The organism is Aureimonas sp. N4, assembly GCF_001463925.1.
GTDB classification, from domain to species: Bacteria; Pseudomonadota; Alphaproteobacteria; order Rhizobiales; family Rhizobiaceae; genus Aureimonas; species Aureimonas ureilytica_A.
This window is the reverse complement of sequence record NZ_BBWS01000020.1, coordinates 20,558-38,208: the sequence shown is the minus strand read 5'-3', so window position 1 is coordinate 38,208 and position 17,651 is coordinate 20,558. Positions and strand designations below refer to the sequence as shown.

Annotated in this window: 13 protein-coding genes and 3 tRNA genes; 8 read left to right on the top strand and 8 right to left on the bottom strand. The window is 63.9% G+C overall.

Annotated elements, in window-relative coordinates; genetic code table 11:
• Together AUL28_RS06470 and gltB are read right to left on the bottom strand one after the other, a co-directional pair.
• On the bottom strand, window positions 1-713 hold a 713-nt coding region (locus tag AUL28_RS06470), incomplete at its 3' end, for a glutamate synthase subunit beta (RefSeq protein WP_156419912.1).
• 385 nt (window positions 714-1,098) lie between these two features.
• On the bottom strand, window positions 1,099-5,814 hold the full coding sequence (gene gltB / locus AUL28_RS06465) for a glutamate synthase large subunit (RefSeq protein WP_062231096.1): 4,716 nt from the start codon (window positions 5,812-5,814) through the stop codon (window positions 1,099-1,101).
• 326 nt (window positions 5,815-6,140) lie between these two features.
• Here gltB and AUL28_RS06460 point away from each other — a divergent pair, with 326 nt between their 5' ends.
• Both AUL28_RS06460 and AUL28_RS06455 read left to right on the top strand, forming a co-directional pair.
• Window positions 6,141-7,199 carry a threonine aldolase family protein gene (locus tag AUL28_RS06460; RefSeq protein ID WP_062231094.1) on the top strand — a complete coding sequence of 353 codons (1,059 nt, stop codon included), beginning with the start codon at window positions 6,141-6,143 and terminating at the stop codon, window positions 7,197-7,199.
• A 76-nt stretch (window positions 7,200-7,275) separates the two neighbouring features.
• Window positions 7,276-7,488 (top strand): Rmf/CrpP family protein, encoded by a 213-nt coding sequence (locus AUL28_RS06455; protein ID WP_062219464.1) that lies wholly within the window; start codon window positions 7,276-7,278, stop codon window positions 7,486-7,488.
• A 135-nt stretch (window positions 7,489-7,623) separates the two neighbouring features.
• Here AUL28_RS06455 and AUL28_RS06450 read toward each other — a convergent pair whose 3' ends face one another.
• A complete protein-coding gene (locus AUL28_RS06450; RefSeq protein WP_058600231.1) occupies window positions 7,624-8,085 on the bottom strand; it encodes an Hsp20 family protein in 462 nt (153 codons plus the stop codon).
• 534 nt (window positions 8,086-8,619) lie between these two features.
• Between AUL28_RS06450 and AUL28_RS06440 the strand changes: the two genes are divergently transcribed.
• Window positions 8,620-9,669 carry an alpha/beta fold hydrolase gene (locus tag AUL28_RS06440; RefSeq protein WP_062231090.1) on the top strand — a complete coding sequence of 350 codons (1,050 nt, stop codon included), beginning with the start codon at window positions 8,620-8,622 and terminating at the stop codon, window positions 9,667-9,669.
• Between the two features lie 10 nt (window positions 9,670-9,679).
• Here the strand turns inward: AUL28_RS06440 and hisN are convergent, their stop codons facing one another.
• Both hisN and AUL28_RS06430 read right to left on the bottom strand, forming a co-directional pair.
• A complete protein-coding gene (gene hisN / locus AUL28_RS06435; RefSeq protein ID WP_058600229.1) occupies window positions 9,680-10,459 on the bottom strand; it encodes a histidinol-phosphatase in 780 nt (259 codons plus the stop codon).
• An 80-nt stretch (window positions 10,460-10,539) separates the two neighbouring features.
• Window positions 10,540-11,448, bottom strand: coding sequence for an N-formylglutamate amidohydrolase (locus AUL28_RS06430; protein WP_082640297.1), 909 nt, complete (start codon window positions 11,446-11,448; stop codon window positions 10,540-10,542).
• Between the two features lie 152 nt (window positions 11,449-11,600).
• Here AUL28_RS06430 and cpdR point away from each other — a divergent pair, with 152 nt between their 5' ends.
• The 4 genes from cpdR to AUL28_RS06410 all read left to right on the top strand — a co-directional run bounded on the left by cpdR (window position 11,601) and on the right by AUL28_RS06410 (window position 12,564).
• On the top strand, window positions 11,601-11,966 hold the full coding sequence (gene cpdR, locus AUL28_RS06425; protein WP_019996719.1) for a cell cycle two-component system response regulator CpdR: 366 nt from the start codon (window positions 11,601-11,603) through the stop codon (window positions 11,964-11,966).
• Between the two features lie 70 nt (window positions 11,967-12,036).
• Window positions 12,037-12,111 (top strand) — tRNA-Val (locus tag AUL28_RS06420).
• A gap of 151 nt (window positions 12,112-12,262) precedes the next feature.
• A tRNA-Val gene (locus AUL28_RS06415) sits at window positions 12,263-12,337 on the top strand.
• 152 nt (window positions 12,338-12,489) lie between these two features.
• A tRNA-Val gene (locus AUL28_RS06410) sits at window positions 12,490-12,564 on the top strand.
• A gap of 211 nt (window positions 12,565-12,775) precedes the next feature.
• Here AUL28_RS06410 and AUL28_RS06405 read toward each other — a convergent pair.
• Window positions 12,776-14,302, bottom strand: a complete 1,527-nt coding sequence (locus tag AUL28_RS06405) for an MFS transporter (protein WP_062231088.1) — start codon at window positions 14,300-14,302, stop codon at window positions 12,776-12,778.
• Between the two features lie 107 nt (window positions 14,303-14,409).
• Between AUL28_RS06405 and AUL28_RS06400 the strand changes: the two genes are divergently transcribed.
• Window positions 14,410-15,270 carry a LysR family transcriptional regulator gene (locus tag AUL28_RS06400; RefSeq protein WP_062231087.1) on the top strand — a complete coding sequence of 287 codons (861 nt, stop codon included), beginning with the start codon at window positions 14,410-14,412 and terminating at the stop codon, window positions 15,268-15,270.
• A gap of 127 nt (window positions 15,271-15,397) precedes the next feature.
• Here AUL28_RS06400 and AUL28_RS06395 read toward each other — a convergent pair whose 3' ends face one another.
• Both AUL28_RS06395 and guaA read right to left on the bottom strand, forming a co-directional pair.
• The gene (locus AUL28_RS06395) at window positions 15,398-15,880 is read right to left on the bottom strand and encodes a hypothetical protein (protein ID WP_156419911.1); all 483 of its coding nucleotides are present in this window, start codon (window positions 15,878-15,880) and stop codon (window positions 15,398-15,400) included.
• 176 nt (window positions 15,881-16,056) lie between these two features.
• The gene (gene guaA, locus AUL28_RS06390; RefSeq protein WP_058600226.1) at window positions 16,057-17,613 is read right to left on the bottom strand and encodes a glutamine-hydrolyzing GMP synthase; all 1,557 of its coding nucleotides are present in this window, start codon (window positions 17,611-17,613) and stop codon (window positions 16,057-16,059) included.
• Window positions 17,614-17,651: the final 38 nt, after the last annotated feature.

The window sequence follows — 17,651 nt, the reverse complement described above, 5'->3', positions numbered from 1 at the left end:
CCGCAATACAGGACCGCGTCGAACTCGGCCTGGAGATCGGCCAGCGTCTTGTCCCTGCCGACATCGACGCCACAGTGGAAAGTGACGCCCTCGCCCTGCATCTGCTCGACGCGCCGGTCGATCCAGTGCTTCTCCATCTTGAAGTCTGGAATGCCGTAGCGCAGGAGGCCGCCCGGTCGCGACTCGCGCTCGAACACATGGACATCATGGCCCGCGCGCCCAAGCTGCTGGGCCGCCGCCATGCCCGCCGGACCCGAGCCGATGACGGCGACGCGCTTGCCCGTCTGCGTCTCGGCGGGCTGCGGCTGGATGAGGCCGAGCTTATAGGCCTGATCGGCGATCGCCTGTTCCACCGTCTTGATGGCGACCGGAACGTCTTCCAGATTCAGCGTACAGGCTTCCTCGCAAGGCGCGGGGCAGATGCGGCCGGTGAATTCGGGGAAATTGTTGGTGGAATGCAGGTTGCGGATCGCCGCTTCCCAATCGCCGGAATAGACGAGGTCGTTCCAGTCCGGAATCTGGTTGTGCACGGGGCAGCCCGTCGGCCCATGGCAGAAGGGAATGCCGCAATCCATGCAGCGCGCCGCCTGCTTGCCGACTTCCTCTTCCGACATGGGCAGCGTGAATTCGCGGAAATGGCGAATGCGGTCGGACGCCGGCTGATATTTCGCCGTCTGGCGGTCGATCTCGAGAAAGCCCGTCACCTTGCCCATTTGCCCCTCCGTCTTAAGTTTTGCCGCACGATCTTGGCGGCAGCAGACCGCAGCGCCCTGTCGGCTCGCCCGGTTGCCGGGCCGGCTTCGACATGCGCCGCCTTATACCAAAATTCGCGAAAATAGAACGCGTCCAAACTTCGCGAGCGATTGCCGGCCGCCCGCTGCCCCGAGCCCTCATCTCGCCGACAGGCAGCGAGATGAGGGATCAGGGACGCAGGTACCGGCGTCCTATCCAAAAAGGCGGCCTCAAGTGTTGCGCCTAGGATGACGGCCGGCGCCGGAAGAACCCGTTCGCCAACCACATCCCTGCCGGAATGGCGAAGGCGATCAACGCCGCCATTCGCCAACCGTATCGACGCCTCGCCTGAGGCCATACGCCGCCTTACTCGGCGGCGACGCCCATGCGAGCCCGCTCCATTTCGAGAAGGGCGCGGCGGTACTCGACCGGCATGACCTTCACGAATTTCGGGCGATAGGTCTCCCAGTGATCCAGCATCTCCTTGGCCCGGGTCGAGCCGGTATAGTGGAGATGGTTGGAGATCAGCTTGTAGAGACGCTCGTCGTCATGGCCCGTCATGTTCGAGGACACGTCGACCCGGCCCTTGTGCTGGAGATCGCCGCCATGGTGATGCAGCTTCTCCAGAAGGTCGTCTTCCTCCGGCACCGGCTCCAGCTCGACCATGGCCATGTTGCAGCGGTTCGCGAAGTTGCCTTCGGGATCGTAGACATAGGCGATGCCGCCCGACATGCCGGCCGCGAAGTTGCGGCCCGTATGCCCGAGGATCACCACCACGCCGCCGGTCATGTATTCGCAGCCATGGTCGCCCACGCCCTCGACCACAGCGATGGCGCCCGAGTTGCGCACGGCGAAACGCTCGCCCGCCACGCCCCGGAAGTAGCACTCGCCGGCGATCGCGCCGTAGAGCACCGTGTTGCCGACGATGATCGACTCTTCGGGCACGATGCGCGTGTTCTCGCGCGGGCGCACGATGATCTTGCCGCCCGAGAGACCCTTGCCGACATAGTCGTTGCCGTCGCCCACGAGATCGAAGGTGATGCCGCGCGACAGAAACGCCGCGAAGCTCTGTCCCGCCGTGCCCTTGAGCTTGACCGAGATCGTGTCGTCCGCGAGTCCCTTGTGGCCGAAGCGCTTGGCGACCTCGCCCGCCAGCATCGCGCCGGCCGAGCGATCGACATTGGAAATGTCGGTCTCGATGCGAACCTGCTGGCGTGTGTCGAGCGCGACCTTGGCCTGTTCGATCAGCTTGCGGTCGAGCACGTCGGCGATCGGATGCTCCTGACGGCGCGTCCAGAGCGTTTCCTCGACCGGCGCGTCCGGCTTGTGGAACAGGCGTGAGAAGTCAAGCCCCCTGGCCTTCCAGTGATCTACCATCTCGCGCTTGTCGAGACGCTCGGACCGGCCGATCAGCTCGGCCAGCGAGCGCACACCCATGGCCGCGAGGATCTCGCGAACTTCTTCCGCCACGAAGAAGAAGAAGTTGATGACGTGCTCGGGCGTGCCCTTGAAGCGCTTGCGAAGAACCGGGTCCTGCGTTGCTACGCCCACAGGGCAGGTGTTGAGGTGGCACTTGCGCATCATGATGCAGCCCGCCGCGATCAGCGGGCCCGTCGAGAAGCCGAACTCGTCCGCGCCCAGCAGCGCGCCGATCACGACGTCGCGGCCTGTGCGCAACCCGCCATCGACCTGCAGCGCGATGCGCGAGCGCAAACCGTTGAGCACCAGCGTCTGCTGCGTTTCGGCCAGACCCATCTCCCATGGGGAGCCGGCATGCTTGATCGAGGTCAGCGGCGAAGCGCCCGTGCCACCGTCGAAGCCGGACACGATGATATGGTCGGCGCGCGCCTTGGCGACGCCGGCGGCCACCGTGCCGACGCCCACTTCCGACACGAGTTTCACCGAGATCGCGGCTTCCGGGTTTACGTTCTTCAGGTCGAAGATCAGCTGCGCCAGATCCTCGATCGAGTAGATGTCGTGGTGAGGCGGCGGCGAGATCAGGCCGACGCCCGGCGTCGAGTGGCGCGTCTTGGCGATCGTCGCGTCCACCTTATGGCCGGGCAGCTGACCGCCTTCGCCGGGCTTGGCGCCCTGCGCGACCTTGATCTGCAGCATGTCGGCATTGACGAGATAGTCGGTCGTCACGCCGAAGCGGCCGGAGGCGATCTGCTTGATCGCCGAGCGCTCGGGGTTCACGTCGCCATTGGGCAGACGCGCGTAACGATCGGGCTCCTCGCCGCCCTCGCCCGTGTTCGACTTGCCGCCGATCCGGTTCATGGCGACGGCGAGCGTCGCATGAGCCTCGCGCGAGATGGAGCCGAAGCTCATCGCGCCCGTCGAGAAGCGACGCACGATGTCGGCCGCCGATTCCACCTCTTCAAGCGGCACGGGCTGCAGGCCGAGGTCTTCGGCCATACGGATCTTGAACAGGCCGCGAATGGTCGAGCTGGCGACGGCCGCGCCGTTCACCATCCCGGCATATTCCTTGTAGGTCGCATAGGAGTCGAGACGCACGGCATGTTGCAGCGCGGCCACGACATCGGGCGACCAGACATGGGCCTCGCCGCGCATCCGGTAGGCATATTCGCCGCCGACTTCGAGCGAGCGGGCGAGCACCGGATCGGCCGAGAAGGCGCGCATATGGCGCTCCACCGTCTCGCGGGCGATTTCCTCCAGGCCGACACCCTCGATCGTGGTCGAGGTGCCGAAGAAGAACTGCCTGACGAAATCGGACTTGAGGCCGATCGCGTCGAAGATCTGAGCGCCGCAATAGGACTGGTAGGTCGAGATGCCCATCTTGGACATGACCTTGAGCAGACCCTTGCCGACCGACTTGATGAAACGGCCGACCACTTCCTTGGCATCGACTTCCGGCGGGAAATCGCCACGCTCATGCATGGCGAGCAGCGTGTCGAAGGCGAGATAGGGATTGATCGCTTCGGCGCCGAAGCCCGCAAGGCAGGCGAAGTGATGCACTTCGCGCGGCTCGCCCGATTCCACGACGAGGCCGGCCGCGGTGCGCAGCCCCTTGCGGATCAGATGATGATGCACGGCCGCCGTCGCCAGAAGCGCCGGGATCGGAATGCGATCGGGACCCATCTGCCGGTCGGACAGGACGATGATGTTGTAGCCGCCGACGACCGCCGCCTCGGCCCGCTCGCACAGCCGCTCCAGCGCACCCGACATGCCGGCCGCGCCTTGCTCGGTCGGATAGGTCGTGTCGAGCGTCTTGGTGTCGAAGCGATCTTCCGTGTGACCGATGGTGCGGATCTTTTCCAGATCGCCATTGGTCAGGATCGGCTGACGCACTTCGAGCCGCTTGCGGCGCGAGGTCCCTTCGAGGTCGAAGATGTTGGGCCGGGGTCCGATGAACGACACCAGACTCATCACCAGCTCTTCGCGGATCGGATCGATCGGCGGGTTGGTGACCTGCGCGAAGTTCTGCTTGAAATAGGTGTAGAGCAGCTTCGACTTCTCGGACATGGCCGAGATCGGCGTATCCGTGCCCATCGAGCCGACGGCTTCCTGGCCGGTCGTGGCCATGGGCGCCATCAGGATACGCGTGTCTTCCTGGCTGTAGCCGAAGGCCTGCTGACGGTCGAGCAGCGACACGTCGGCGCGCGAGGCGCGGGGCGCCACGGGCTTCAGGTCTTCGAGGATCAGCTGCGTCGACTTCAGCCAGTCGCGATAGGGATTGGCCGACGCGATTTCGCCCTTCACCTCCTCGTCGGAGATGATGCGGCCCTTTTCGAGGTCGATCAGCAACATGCGGCCCGGCTGGAGCCGCCACTTCTTGACGATGCGCTCTTCGGCGACTTCCAGCGTGCCGGCTTCCGAGGCGAGGATGACGAGATCGTCGTCGGTCACGACATAGCGCGCCGGACGCAGGCCGTTGCGGTCCAGCGTCGCGCCGATCTGCCGACCATCCGTGAAGCACACGGCGGCCGGGCCGTCCCAAGGCTCCATGAGCGCGGCATGATACTCGTAGAAGGCCTTGCGCTCCGGGCTCATTTCCTTGTTGCCCGACCAGGCTTCAGGGATGAGCATCATCATCGCATGGGCGAGCGTGTAGCCGCCCTGCGTCAGGAGTTCGAGCGCGTTGTCGAAGCAGGCCGTATCGGACTGACCCTCGTAGGAAATCGGCCAGAGCTTGGAAATGTCGTTGCCGAACAGCTCCGAATCGACCGAGGCCTGACGGGCCGCCATCCAGTTGACGTTGCCGCGCAGCGTGTTGATCTCGCCGTTATGGGCCACCATCCGGTAGGGATGGGCGAGGCGCCAGGACGGGAAGGTGTTGGTGGAGAAGCGCTGGTGCACCAGGGCAAGCGCGGATTCGAAGCGCTCGTCCTTCAAGTCGCGATAATAGGCGCCGACCTGATAGCTCAGGAACATGCCCTTGTAGACGATGGTGCGCGAGGACAGCGACACGACGTAGAAGTCGGTATCGACGGACTGTGCCTCGTTGTAGACGCGGTTCGAGACGACCTTGCGGATGATGTAGAGCTTGCGCTCGAACTCGTCGTCCGTCTGCGCCGAAGCCGGGCGGCCGATGAAGATCTGCCGGTGCATCGGCTCGGTGGCCGCGATCTCCGGCGCCTTGGACAACGAGGCATTGTCGACGGGCACTTCGCGCCAGCCGAGGACGACGCAGCCTTCTTCCTGCACGGCCTGTTCGAACAGCGACTTGAAATGCAGCCGGCGCGCTTCGTCCTGCGGCATGAAGACGAAGCCGACACCATACTGGCCCGCCTCGGGCAATTCGACGCCCTGGCTCGCCATCTCGGCCTTGAAGAAGCCATGCGGGATCTGCACGAGCATGCCCGCGCCGTCACCCATCAGCGGATCGGCGCCGACGGCCCCGCGATGCTCCAGATTGTGGAGGATCGTCAGACCCTTTTCGACGATCGAGTGGGACTTCACATTCTTCATATGCGCGATGAAGCCGACGCCGCAGGCATCGTGCTCCTTGGTCGGGTCGTAGAGACCCTGCGCGGCCGGGAGCGTTCGGGGTTTGACGGTCGCGATCTGAGTGTTCGCGGCCTTCATGGCCTCGCCCTCGATCATGGATGGCGTCGTCGTCATCGCGTCACGTCTCCCTATCTCGAACCGCGCCCCGAAGGCGGGTTCCAACTCCGGGCAGGCCACGAGGCGCGGCCGGTCTGAACCGCCACGCCCCTAAGGCATTCCCGTTTCGATCGAAGCCCGAAGGGCCTCATGTTCAAAGCCCCGCGATCCGTCGGGGTTCGGCATTGCGACCCGAAGGTCGGCAATTTAGGTCAGCATTGCTGCCATATATCAGACTTATTGCAGCTTCTTTGGATTTTTTCAAGAGTGCTTCTAACGCGTTGACGCGCAGGTTTGAAGCGCGCAAGGGCAGAAGCTCGGTCGATAATGCCGGAAAGGCTCTCATGATCTTCGCTTCCGACAATTGGTCCGGCGCTCATCCGGCCATCTCCGCCGCCCTTTCCACGCATGGCGCGGGCATGGCTGCCGCCTACGGCTCCAGCGATCTCGACAAGGCCGTGGAGCAGCGCTTCAACGAGATTTTCGAGCGCGAGGTCGCGGTCTTCTTCGTCGGCACGGGAACGGCCGCGAACTCTTTGAGCTTTGCCGCCGTGAACCGTCCCGGCGGCGTCGTCATGTGCCACCGCGAGGCGCATGTGGTGGAAGACGAATGCGGCGCGCCGGAATTCTTCACGCATGGTGCGCGCATGGCGCCGGTGGACGGAGCCTTCGGCCGGATCGATCCGGCGCAGCTGCGACATGAGCTCGCCCGCTTCCGCCCCGGCTTCATCCATGCCGGCCAGCCCATGGCGGTGACGATCAGCCAGGCGAGCGAAGTCGGCACGCTTTATAGCCGCGACGAAATCTCGTCGCTCGCCGCGATCGCGCATGAGCAGGATCTGGCCTTCCATATGGACGGCGCGCGTTTCGCCAATGCGCTGGCGGCGACCAAGCTGTCACCCGCCGATATGACATGGCGGGCCGGCATCGACATCCTTTCTTTCGGAGCCACCAAGAACGGCTGCTGGTGCGCGGAAGCCGTCGTGTTCTTCGATCCCGAGAAGGCGCGTCAGTTCCCCTATATTCGCAAACGCGGCGCGCAGCTCTTTTCCAAGACGCGCTTCATCGCCGCGCAGTTCATGGCCTATCTGGACGATGGGCTCTGGCTAACGCTGGCCACGCACGCCAACACCATGGCGGATCAATTGCGCGACGCCTTGGCGCATTCGAACCGCGCCCGACAGGCCTGGGACACGCGCTCCAACGAGGTCTTCGCAATTCTGGAGCGCCCGGTGGCGGAGGCGCTGCGGGCCGAGGGCGCCGTGTTCTACGACTGGAACATGCCGCACGGCAGCGGCCAGGCGCTCAACGAAAACGAAGTCCTGGTTCGACTGGTCACGAGTTGGTCCACCGAGCCAGCCGATGTCGAGCGCTTCGCCGCCGCGCTCGCAGCCACCGCCTGAGCTCGAAAGGTCGCCAGTCGGGAACGGATCAGGCTTTGAGGAGTTCTGGTCTTGTGTCCGTCAACAGGAGGAACTCATGGCGACCGACGCATTCCACCAAGGCAAGCTCGCCTTCCAGAACAATCATCCGATGTCGTCCTGCGAATATCCCGTGGGATCGAGCCTCAGGGCCGAATGGATGGCCGGCTGGAACGAGAGCCGCAACACCGAGCCCGGCCATTTCCGCTCGTCTGCTTCAAACGAGCATACAATGGCCTCCAACGGCACGGCGTCCGAAGCGCGGCATTGATGCCTTGAAACCATCATGACGAAGGCCGGGTGCCATAGCGGTGCCCGGCCTTTTTCGTATGGTCGTCGGCCATGACGTGACAAACGAAAACGGCGCCCCGAAAGGCGCCGCTCCCAACCTGAATTACGGTTTCGATCAGGCCGCGTTGGCTTCGATCGACTTCGCATTGGCGTTGGCGTTCGAAATTTCGATCCGGCGGGGCTTCATCGCCTCGGGGATCACACGCAGAAGATCGATATGGAGGAGGCCGTTCCTGAGGCTCGCACCCTTCACTTCGACATGCTCGGCGAGCTGGAAGCGGCGCTCGAAAGCGCGGGCGGCGATGCCGCGATACAAGAACTCGGACCCCTCGCCTTCGCCATCCGACTTCTCACCCTTCACGGTCAGCGTGTTTTCACGCGACTCGATCGAGAGTTCGCCATCCCCGAAGCCGGCCACGGCCATGGTGATGCGATAGGCGTTCTCGCCCGTGCGCTCGATATTATAGGGCGGATAGGTCTGGGCATTCTCACCCGAACCGAGCGTGTCGAGCATCGAGAACAAGCGGTCGAAGCCGACGGTGGAGCGGTACAGGGGAGCGAAATCAAACTGACGCATGGTCGTTCTCCATAGGAAGCAACAGGTTTGCGACTTTGACGAGAAACAATGTCCTCCCCATCTGGCGGAGGGCTTCTCGTCAGTGGCCCCGTTCGGCGGCCACAGGAAGCAGATGGTAAGCGGCAATTTGGCCTTCAAGCCTCGCCCGCGTTTTTTTCGAGACATCTGTTACGCGTTTTAAAACAGCGGCTTGTGGTGGCAGGCGGAATGAACGCCAGATGAACACGCGCTTCCGTCTGCGTTCAGCCTGCTGGAGTCAATGTGCCAGTCCGCAAGGCAGAGTTTGTCTTGCTGTCTATGGCTCTGGCGTCCCGTCCCTTCCGCCAGGGTTGCGCGGGGTCGGCCTCTTCCGCGAGATCAGGTCGGCCCCGTTTTCACGCCAGCTAGCTGCAAGCACATCGGCTTCAGCCGGGCAGACGCGGACATCTGGCGGCAGATCGTTTACCATCGCGCTCTATGCTGAGGGCATCTCGATGCCCGTTGAGCCGCGCTCCCGTCGCGGATCGCTTGGCATCCGAAGGGAGAGCCTTTTCCTTGTCGCAAACGCCCGACGCTTTCGTCTCTTCGCTCGACAATCCGCCGCCTCTCGATATGGAGATCGGGTATCTCGACATGGGCCGGGGTCGGAGCCTGCGCTATGCCCTGGCCCCACGCACCGAGGGACGGGAAAGCCGAGGCACGATTCTTCTGCTCCAAGGGCGCAACGAGGCCAGCGAAAAATATTTCGAGACGATGCGCGACCTCAACCGGATGGGGTTTAGCGTCGCGACCTTCGACTGGCGTGGCCAAGGCCGCTCGTTCCGCTCGCTCGCCAACCCTTTCGTCGGCCATGTCGCGAATCTCTCTCAGTTCACCGACGATCTCGACCGGATTTTCCACGAGGTCGTGCTGCCGCGCTGCCCTGCGCCCTATGCAATTTTGGCCCATTCCATGGGTGGGCTCGTCGCGCTCACAGCCATGGAACGGCTGGAGGATCGTGTGGAGCGCATGGTGCTGCTGGCGCCTTTCGTCGCCGTGCCCGGCTCGGGGCTCGCCCTTGCCAGCTTCCGCCTCGTATCCTCACTTCTTCACTGGACGGGCCTTGGATGGCTGCCGGTGCGCCGGGCGCGGCGCATCGAGCCAGGCACCGCTCTCGCCGACAATCCGCTGACATCCGATCGCAAGCGGTTCGAGCGCAATCTGGCGCTTCAGATCAACGCGCCCGACCTCTTCGTCGGCGCTCTTTCGGCGTCCTGGTTGCGCGCCGTCTTGAAGGCGCAGAGGCGACTGGAGACGTCCGACGTCATCGCGCGGATGCGCCTGCCGACTTTGTTTCTGGCGGCTGGAGCCGACAGGGTCGTGTCGAACCGCGCGGCGGAACGGTTGGCCTGGCGAATGCGCTCAGGCCATTTCCTGCGTGTGGCCGGTGCGCGCCATGAAATGCTTCAGGAGGCGGATCGCTTTCGCGATCCGGCCCTATCAGCCTTCGAAGGCTTCCTCGCCTCCGCCCTGCCCCGCCAGCGTCCGGCCGAGCCGGCTGTGGACGCGGCGCTCGTGGAAGAGGCCCTGGTCGCCGCCATCCCGGACGTGGCGCGCGCCGAGTAGCGCCTGAGCCTCAGCCGTTGAGAAGGCGCAGCGCCGCCTCGTGGAGCTTCGGCGTCGCGGCGGCGATGACATCGCCGCCATCCTCCGGCCGGCCGCCATCGAAGGTCGTGATGACACCGCCCGCCTTTTCCACCAACGGCGTCAGCGCCACGATGTCATAGGGCTGAAGACCGGGCTCGACGCAGATGTCGACATGGCCTGAGGCGAGCATAGCAAACGCATAGCAATCAGCCCCGAAGCGCGTCAGGCGAACGCTATCGACGAGCGACTGGAAACGCTCCTTCAACGGCGAATGAAACAGCTCCGGCGCGGAGGAGAAAAGCGTCGCGCTTTCGAGCCCGCCGACATCGCGCACCTGCAAGCTGCGCTGGCCGAGCGGGCCGTCGCTCCATGCGCCTTCCGGCGTCGCCCAGAAGCGCTCACCCGTATAGGGCTGGCTCATGATGCCGAACTGAGCAATGCCCTTGACGGTGAGGCCGATCAACGTGCCCCAGACCGGAACGCCGCAGATGAAAGGGCGCGTGCCGTCCACGGGGTCGATCACCCAGAGAAGATCGCCCTCGCCCGAGCGCCCGAACTCCTCGCCCAGAATCGCATGATCGGGAAATTGAGCCTCGATGACGCGGCGAATGGCCTTTTCCGCCTCGCGGTCGGCCTCGGTCACCGGGTCGAACGTATAGCCTTCGCGCGGCTTGTTGTGGACCTGGAGCGGCTGGCGGAAGCGCGGCAAGGTTTCCTTGGCGGCGACATCGGCGAGCTGGAACAGGAAGTCGGCATCGGGAAGCTGCATGGCGGGTCCTCGTGCTGGTGCTCCCGACCCTATGAACCAGCTTGGGCCCGAAGGCTACAGCACGCCGCCCCTCAGCGCGTCTATTCGGCAGCGGCCGCGAGATCCCCCTGCCAGCCGGCTTCCACTTCGCCGGCAAAGCAGGTGACGAGACTCCAGAGATCGCGTCGCAGGAGCGCAAAACCGTCATGTGGCAGGAACCCCACCTCGTCGGCATAGAGCGCGCGGTTGATCTCGATCTGGATGGCGTGGACGCCGCGCCGGGGCCGGCCATAGCGCTCGGTGATGAAGCCGCCCGCATAGGGCTTGTTGCGCGTCACCTCATAACCCAGCGCCGAAAGCCGCTGCGTCACCATCACGACATAGGCATGGAGCGCGCTCGTGCCGAACCGATCACCCACCACCATGTCGGCCCGCCGCCCGCCCGGCATCAGACGCACGGACGAAGGCATGGAATGGCAATCGAGGAGAATGGCGAAGCCGAAGCGCCGGCGCGTGCGCTCGATCAGCGCCTCCAGGGCCTCGTGGAACGGGAAGTAAATCGCCTCGATCCGGCGCTCGATCTCCGTAAGCGGCAGCTTGCCATTGTAGATATCCTCGCGCTCGGCCACGATTCGCGGGATGGTCCCCAAGCCGCCCGCCACGCGCACGGAGGCGGAATTGGCGAAATCGGGAAGCGGCCCGGCGAACATGCCCGGGTCGAGTTCGTAGGGCTCGCGATTCACGTCGAGATAGGCGCGGGGAAAGCGGGCCTGAAGGATCGGCGCGCCGAGCGCGGGAACGAAGTCGAAGAGCTGATCGACGAACAAATCCTCCGACCGGCGGATCGCATCCGGCCCGAGCCGAGTCTGCTCCAGAAAGTCCTTCGGGTAGGCCCGCCCGCTATGCGGCGAGCAAAAGACGAAAGGGAGGGTCTGCTCGCCCGGTTCGACGATTTCGAAGGCTGGGCATGGGCCGGCCGCCGTTTCCAGAGTCGGTATGGCGGTCTGCAACGTCGCTCTTCCCCTTTCTTAAGCCTTCTCTTGGGAATATAAGGCTCAAAACGTTCCTGAACATTCCACTTAGCCCTTGTTTAAGCAATCTGCTAAAAGGATTGTCGGAAACGGGCATCCCGGGGCTCAGCCCGGCTAACGGACACGGACGAATGTACAAAATCCTTTTGGCCGAAGACGACAATGACATGCGCCGCTTCCTCGCCAAGGCGTTGGAAAAGGCGGGCTACGAAGTCACGGCCTATGACAATGGCGGCTCGGCTTACGAGCGGCTGCGCGAGGAGCCGTTCTCGCTGCTGCTGACCGACATCGTGATGCCCGAAATGGACGGGATCGAGCTCGCGCGCCGCGCGACCGAACTCGATCCCGACCTCAAGGTCATGTTCATCACCGGCTTTGCCGCCGTGGCGCTGAACCCCGATTCGAAGGCGCCCAAGGACGCCAAGATCCTGTCCAAGCCCTTCCACCTGCGCGAGCTGGTCGAGGAAGTCGGCAAGATGTTGCAGGACGCCGCCTGAGGAAGCTTCGATCGGCGGCGGGAATCGCTTGACCTCGCCGCCGGAAGATGGCCTAAGCGCGTCATCGAATGGGCGTGTAGCTCAGCGGGAGAGCACTACGTTGACATCGTAGGGGTCACAGGTTCAATCCCTGTCACGCCCACCATTCGACCTCCAAGAGTACACGTGATCCACCTGGCGTTTCGTCGGGTTTTTTGCGTTTCGCGCCCCCCTCGCCCTGCGCGAATTGTGCCGTCATCTCCGCTTCACATTCTTGACGACGCCCGGCGGATATGGTCTATCCGCCTTCACCGGATGGGCGTGTAGCTCAGCGGGAGAGCACTACGTTGACATCGTAGGGGTCACAGGTTCAATCCCTGTCACGCCCACCATCCGGCTTCTCCATTCCCCCGATCGCAAGACTGTCACAGGACCCGTCATCGCGCCGACATCCGGTTGCGGCAGACTGACCATCTATGCTCTTCGATTCAAGTCTTTCGCCTTGACGCGGCGCTCGGCTCATGGTCTATGCGCTCCATCGAATGGGCGTGTAGCTCAGCGGGAGAGCACTACGTTGACATCGTAGGGGTCACAGGTTCAATCCCTGTCACGCCCACCATTCGATTACCCACGTTTTCGGCAGACACCCACTGGGTGACCGTTGCGATCAGGGCAAGAGCGACGATCCGGTCATCAGCATCGGCCAGACAATGGATGTTCGTCGTCCGTCCGCCGCGTGAGATGCCGATCGCTTGGCTGAACTCCCCCTTTCCGCCAGAATTGGCAATATGTTGGTTGGATCCCCTAGCGAGGCGGTTTCCTGCCGAACATCACCGCACGGGAACGATCTTGCGGCCGAAGATGAGGAAACTCGCCGCCGCCAAGAGCCAAGCACTGAGGCCTCCGTAGAGTGTTACCCATTCGAAGCCTTCCTTCAACGCCGCGTGTGCGATTGCCGTGGCATCGGCCGACGACAGGTTGGGCAGCAGCCGGCCGAGCGCCGTCAGGTCGCCCGCCGCGATGCGTTCCGCGGCCGAACGCAGGCTCAATGCGTCTGCTGTGTCAGGCAAGGCGTCGGCAATGTGGGCCCGCACGCCGCTGACGAGGATATAGCCCATCAGGGCGATGTTGACGGCGAGCGAGATCATCCGAGCGCTCATATCGATCCCAGACGCCATACCGGCGCGGGCGCTCGGCACGGATCCCGTCGTCGTATTGGTGACCGGTGTGTTGGTGAGGCCAAGGCCCGTGCCGGCGATCAGCGCACCGGGCAGCATCGTCGCCCAGCTCGGATGCGAGACGCCGCTGCCGATCTTCATCAGGAAGAAGCCGAGACCGATCGTGAAGAGTCCTGCCGGAATGACGACACCCGGCCGATAGCGCAGCGACAGCCGCTCGCCGAGCGGCGGCGCGATCAAAGTCGGTATCGTATAGGCCAGCAACGACAAACCAGCCGTCGCGGCGTCATAGCCGAGACCGCTCTGGAACCAGATCGGCAGATAGATCATGAACGGCCAGAAGCTGAAGTTCATGCCGACCGAGCCGAGCAGAGCGCCGGAAAAGGGGCGGATGCGGAATACGGCAAAGTCGAACATCGGCCGCGGATTGACCCGCTCGGCAACGAGGAATGCCAGAAAGCTCACGCCTGCGGCGGCGGCAATCCCGAGCGCCATCGGACTGGCAAAGCCGAGCGCCGGCCCCTGCGTCATAAAGAATGCGAGGCAAAACACGGCCAGCGACAGTGTAGCGACGCCGGCGACATCGAGCCCCTTCGCGTCCGGATCGCGCGATTCCTGCACGCCGTCCACAACAAGCAAAAGCGTCACAAGCGCGAGCGGCCCGTGGGCCAGGAATACCCATTGCCAGTTTGAGATCGCGACGATCGCGCCACCGATGATCGGCCCGAAGCCCAGCCCCAAGCCGAAGACGATCCCCCAGGTACCGAATGCCTTACCGCGCTCGGCCGCATCCGCGAATTGATGCGACAGGACGGCGATCTGACAGATCAGCATCGCGCCGCCGCTGCTTCCTTGGAGGAGGCGTGCGGCGATCAGCACCGGCGTGCTCGACGCCAGCCCGCACACGACAGACGTGATCCCGAATGTGACGACGCTGGCGATGAATAGGCGCTTGCGGCCGTAGCGATCCGCCAGCGCCCCTGTCGCCATCAACACTGTCGTGACAGCGATGGTGTAGGCGTTCATGATCCATTGAAGGCCGTTGAAGTCGGCTTCGAGGACATGCTCCAGAGTGGGCAAGATGACTGGCACGCTGGAGATTTCGAGCCCGAACATCAGCGATGCAAGGCACGCACCGGCCAGCGCTATCCGATTTCGGGATTGATTGGACAATGGCATCGTGGTCCCCGCACATATTGTTCGTGACCATCGACGTAATCGAACACCCATCACAACTGAATGATATGGCTGCGCATTTCAGTGACAACGAATGTACATAGATCGCCATGACCATTCTCGATGTCGATGCCGTTCGGGCCTTTGTGACCATTGCCGATCTGAAAAGCTTCACCCGTGCGGCCGAGGCGCTGGGGACAACGCAAGGTGCGATCAGCGTCAAGCTCAAGCGCCTCGAAGATCGTGTGGGTCACAAGCTCATCGAACGAACGCCGCGTATGGTGAGGCTCTCCGTACAGGGCGCGGCTTTCATCGATGGCGCGCGCGACTTTCTGGCGGCCCACGAGCGGGCCGTGGCCGGATTGTCGCCGACGGCAGTCCGGCGCTTCACGCTGGGGATCGCCGCCCATATCGCCGGCCCGGAAGTCCCGACATTGCTCGCGCGTCTCAATGCCCATGACCCGGCGATGACGATCGAGGTGCGGATCGACACCTCCCGAGCGCTGCTTGACGCGTTCGATCGTGGCGACGTCGATGCCGCGATCGTCGGCCGGGAAGACGACCGGCGCGACGGGGACGTCCTGGCAAAGGAGCGCCTGGGCTGGTTCGCCGCGCCGACCTTCGAGCATCGTGAAGGCCAGTCGATCCGCCTCGCCGCGTTATCGCCGGCCTGCGGCGTTCATGACGTCGCCAAACGTGCTCTCGATGCCGCCGGGATCGCCTGGACCGAATCTTTCCTGGGTGGCGGTTCCTCAGCGGTCATGGCCGCCGTGTCGGCGGGCCTCGCCATAGCGCCATTCTTGCCCCGCGTGGCACCGCTCGGCACGGTCGATGTCGGCGAACGCTACCACCTGCCCGAACTCGCACCATTCGAAATCGTGCTGCATACGACACTGTCGGACACCAGATCGCGCGAGGCTCTGCGGATGCTGGCGGCTGCCTTTCGCGAACATCGGCCGGCATCTCTCTGATGGAACAGCGGCTTTGTATAACCTGACGGAGAGAGCATCCGAAACTTCGCGTTTGCCGTGGCGTCTATCGCCTCGAACCGATCTCAAGCTTCCAAGAGAGCACTCATACCGTCCGATCCGCACGCTGCTATGCGAAGCGCTTCTGCCCCGGCTGAACCTGGGATCTGTTGACATGGTCCTTCAGCCAGATGCGCGAGGTGGCGAGGCATAGGAAGGCTCGGAAGGCATGGCGGTTTTGTCGTAGCGCAGGGCGACGCGGCGAGCCTGCTTTCAGTCGGTCGAACATGCGCTCGATACGACTGCGATCACGATACTGACGCAAGTCGAAAACGGCCGAGCTACGACGGTTGGCCTTGGGTGGGATCGCCCGCATGACACCTTTCAAAAGCGAGGACTGGCGAAACTCCTCGCCGTCGCAACCTTTGCCGGCGAGCATCAGACGCGGCTTGCCCACCGGCATGGCCAAGAGGGCGGGAACGGCCAGGACAAACAGCATGCCGTCGAGAAAACGGCGGTTGTCATGAGCCGGGTGCGCCTTTCCACCCCGTTCGGCCGGCCGAATTTCGCCGATGACGGCCCATTTTCCGTCCGACAGATCCCCTCGCGCCAAGGCCGCCTTTGTGAAAGGCGGCCTTGAATCACGCCTCAGCCGATCGGGGAACTCGCCAGGTCCACAGAATCTGGCTCCGCGATAGACTGCGAAACTTGTGGGGCGAATTTCCGTTCTATTTTAGCTCCTCGAGTCGAAGCGCAGCGTGTCTTCCAATACGCCCGGATGAGCGGAAATCATTCCCACTCGATCGTGCCGGGCGGCTTGGACGTCACGTCGTAGACGACGCGATTGATGCCTTTGACCTCGTTGATGATGCGGGTCGCGGCATTGCCCAGGAATTCCATGTCGAAGGCGTAGAAATCTGCCGTCATGCCGTCCACCGAGGTGACGGCGCGCAGGGCGCAGACGAACTCGTAGGTGCGACCGTCGCCCATGACGCCGACCGTCTGCACCGGCAGAAGCACGGCGAAGGCCTGCCAGATCGCGTCGTAAAGACCGGCCTTGCGGATTTCGTCGAGATAGATTGCGTCGGCCTGACGCAGGATTTCGAGCTTCTCGCGCGTGATGCCGCCGGGGCAGCGGATGGCGAGGCCCGGGCCGGGGAACGGATGGCGGCCGACGAACTGCTCGGGCAGGCCAAGCTCGCGGCCGAGCTCGCGAACCTCGTCCTTGAAGAGCTCGCGCAGCGGCTCCACGAGCTTCATGTTCATGCGCTCGGGGAGACCGCCGACATTGTGGTGCGACTTGATCGTCACCGAGGGGCCACCGGTGAAGGACACGCTTTCGATCACGTCGGGGTAGAGCGTGCCCTGCGCCAGGAAGTCCGCGCCGCCGATCTTCTTCGCCTCGGCCTCGAATGTCTCGATAAACAGGCGGCCGATCGTCTTGCGCTTGACCTCGGGGTCCATCTCGCCTTCGAGCGCGCCGATGAAGAGGTCCTGCGCCTGCACATGCACGAGCGGGATGTTGTAATGGTCGCGGAACATGCCGACGACCTGCTCCGCCTCGCCCATGCGCAGGAGGCCGTGGTCCACGAAGATGCAGGTCAGCTGATCCCCGATCGCCTCATGGATCAGGATGGCCGCGACCGACGAATCGACGCCGCCCGACAGGCCGCAGATGACGCGGGCATCGCCGACCTTGGCGCGGATTTCCCCAATCGCCTGCTCGCGGAAGGCGGCCATGGTCCAGTCGCCCTTGAGACCCGCGATACGGTGGACGAAGTTGGAAATCAGCTTGGCGCCGTCTGGCGTGTGAACCACTTCGGGGTGGAACTGCACGCCGTAGAAACGGCGGGCCTCGTCGGCGATGGCCGCGAAGGGCGCGCCCGGCGAAGCGGCGATGATCTCGAAGCCCTTGGGCAGCGCGGTGACGCGGTCGCCATGGCTCATCCAGACCTGATGGCGCGTGCCCTCGGCCCAGATGCCGTCGAAGAGCGGCGAGGACTTCTGCACTTCGAGGAAGGCGCGGCCGAACTCGCGATGCAACCCGCCCTCGATCTTGCCGCCGAGCTGGGCGCACATGGTCTGCTGGCCGTAGCAGATGCCGAGAACCGGAATGCCGGACGAGAAGATGATCTCGGGCGCGCGCGGCGAGTTCTCTTCGGTGGTGGACGCGGGCGAGCCGGAGAGGATCACGGCCTTCGGATTCAACCGGCGGAAGCCTTCTTCCGCCGACTGGAACGGCACGATCTCGGAATAGACGCCGGCCTCGCGCACGCGGCGCGCGATGAGCTGCGTGACCTGGGAGCCGAAATCGACGATGAGGATGGTATCGAGGTGCTGGGTCATGGCGGACTTCTAGATAAGGCGCTGCAAAAGGCAAGAGC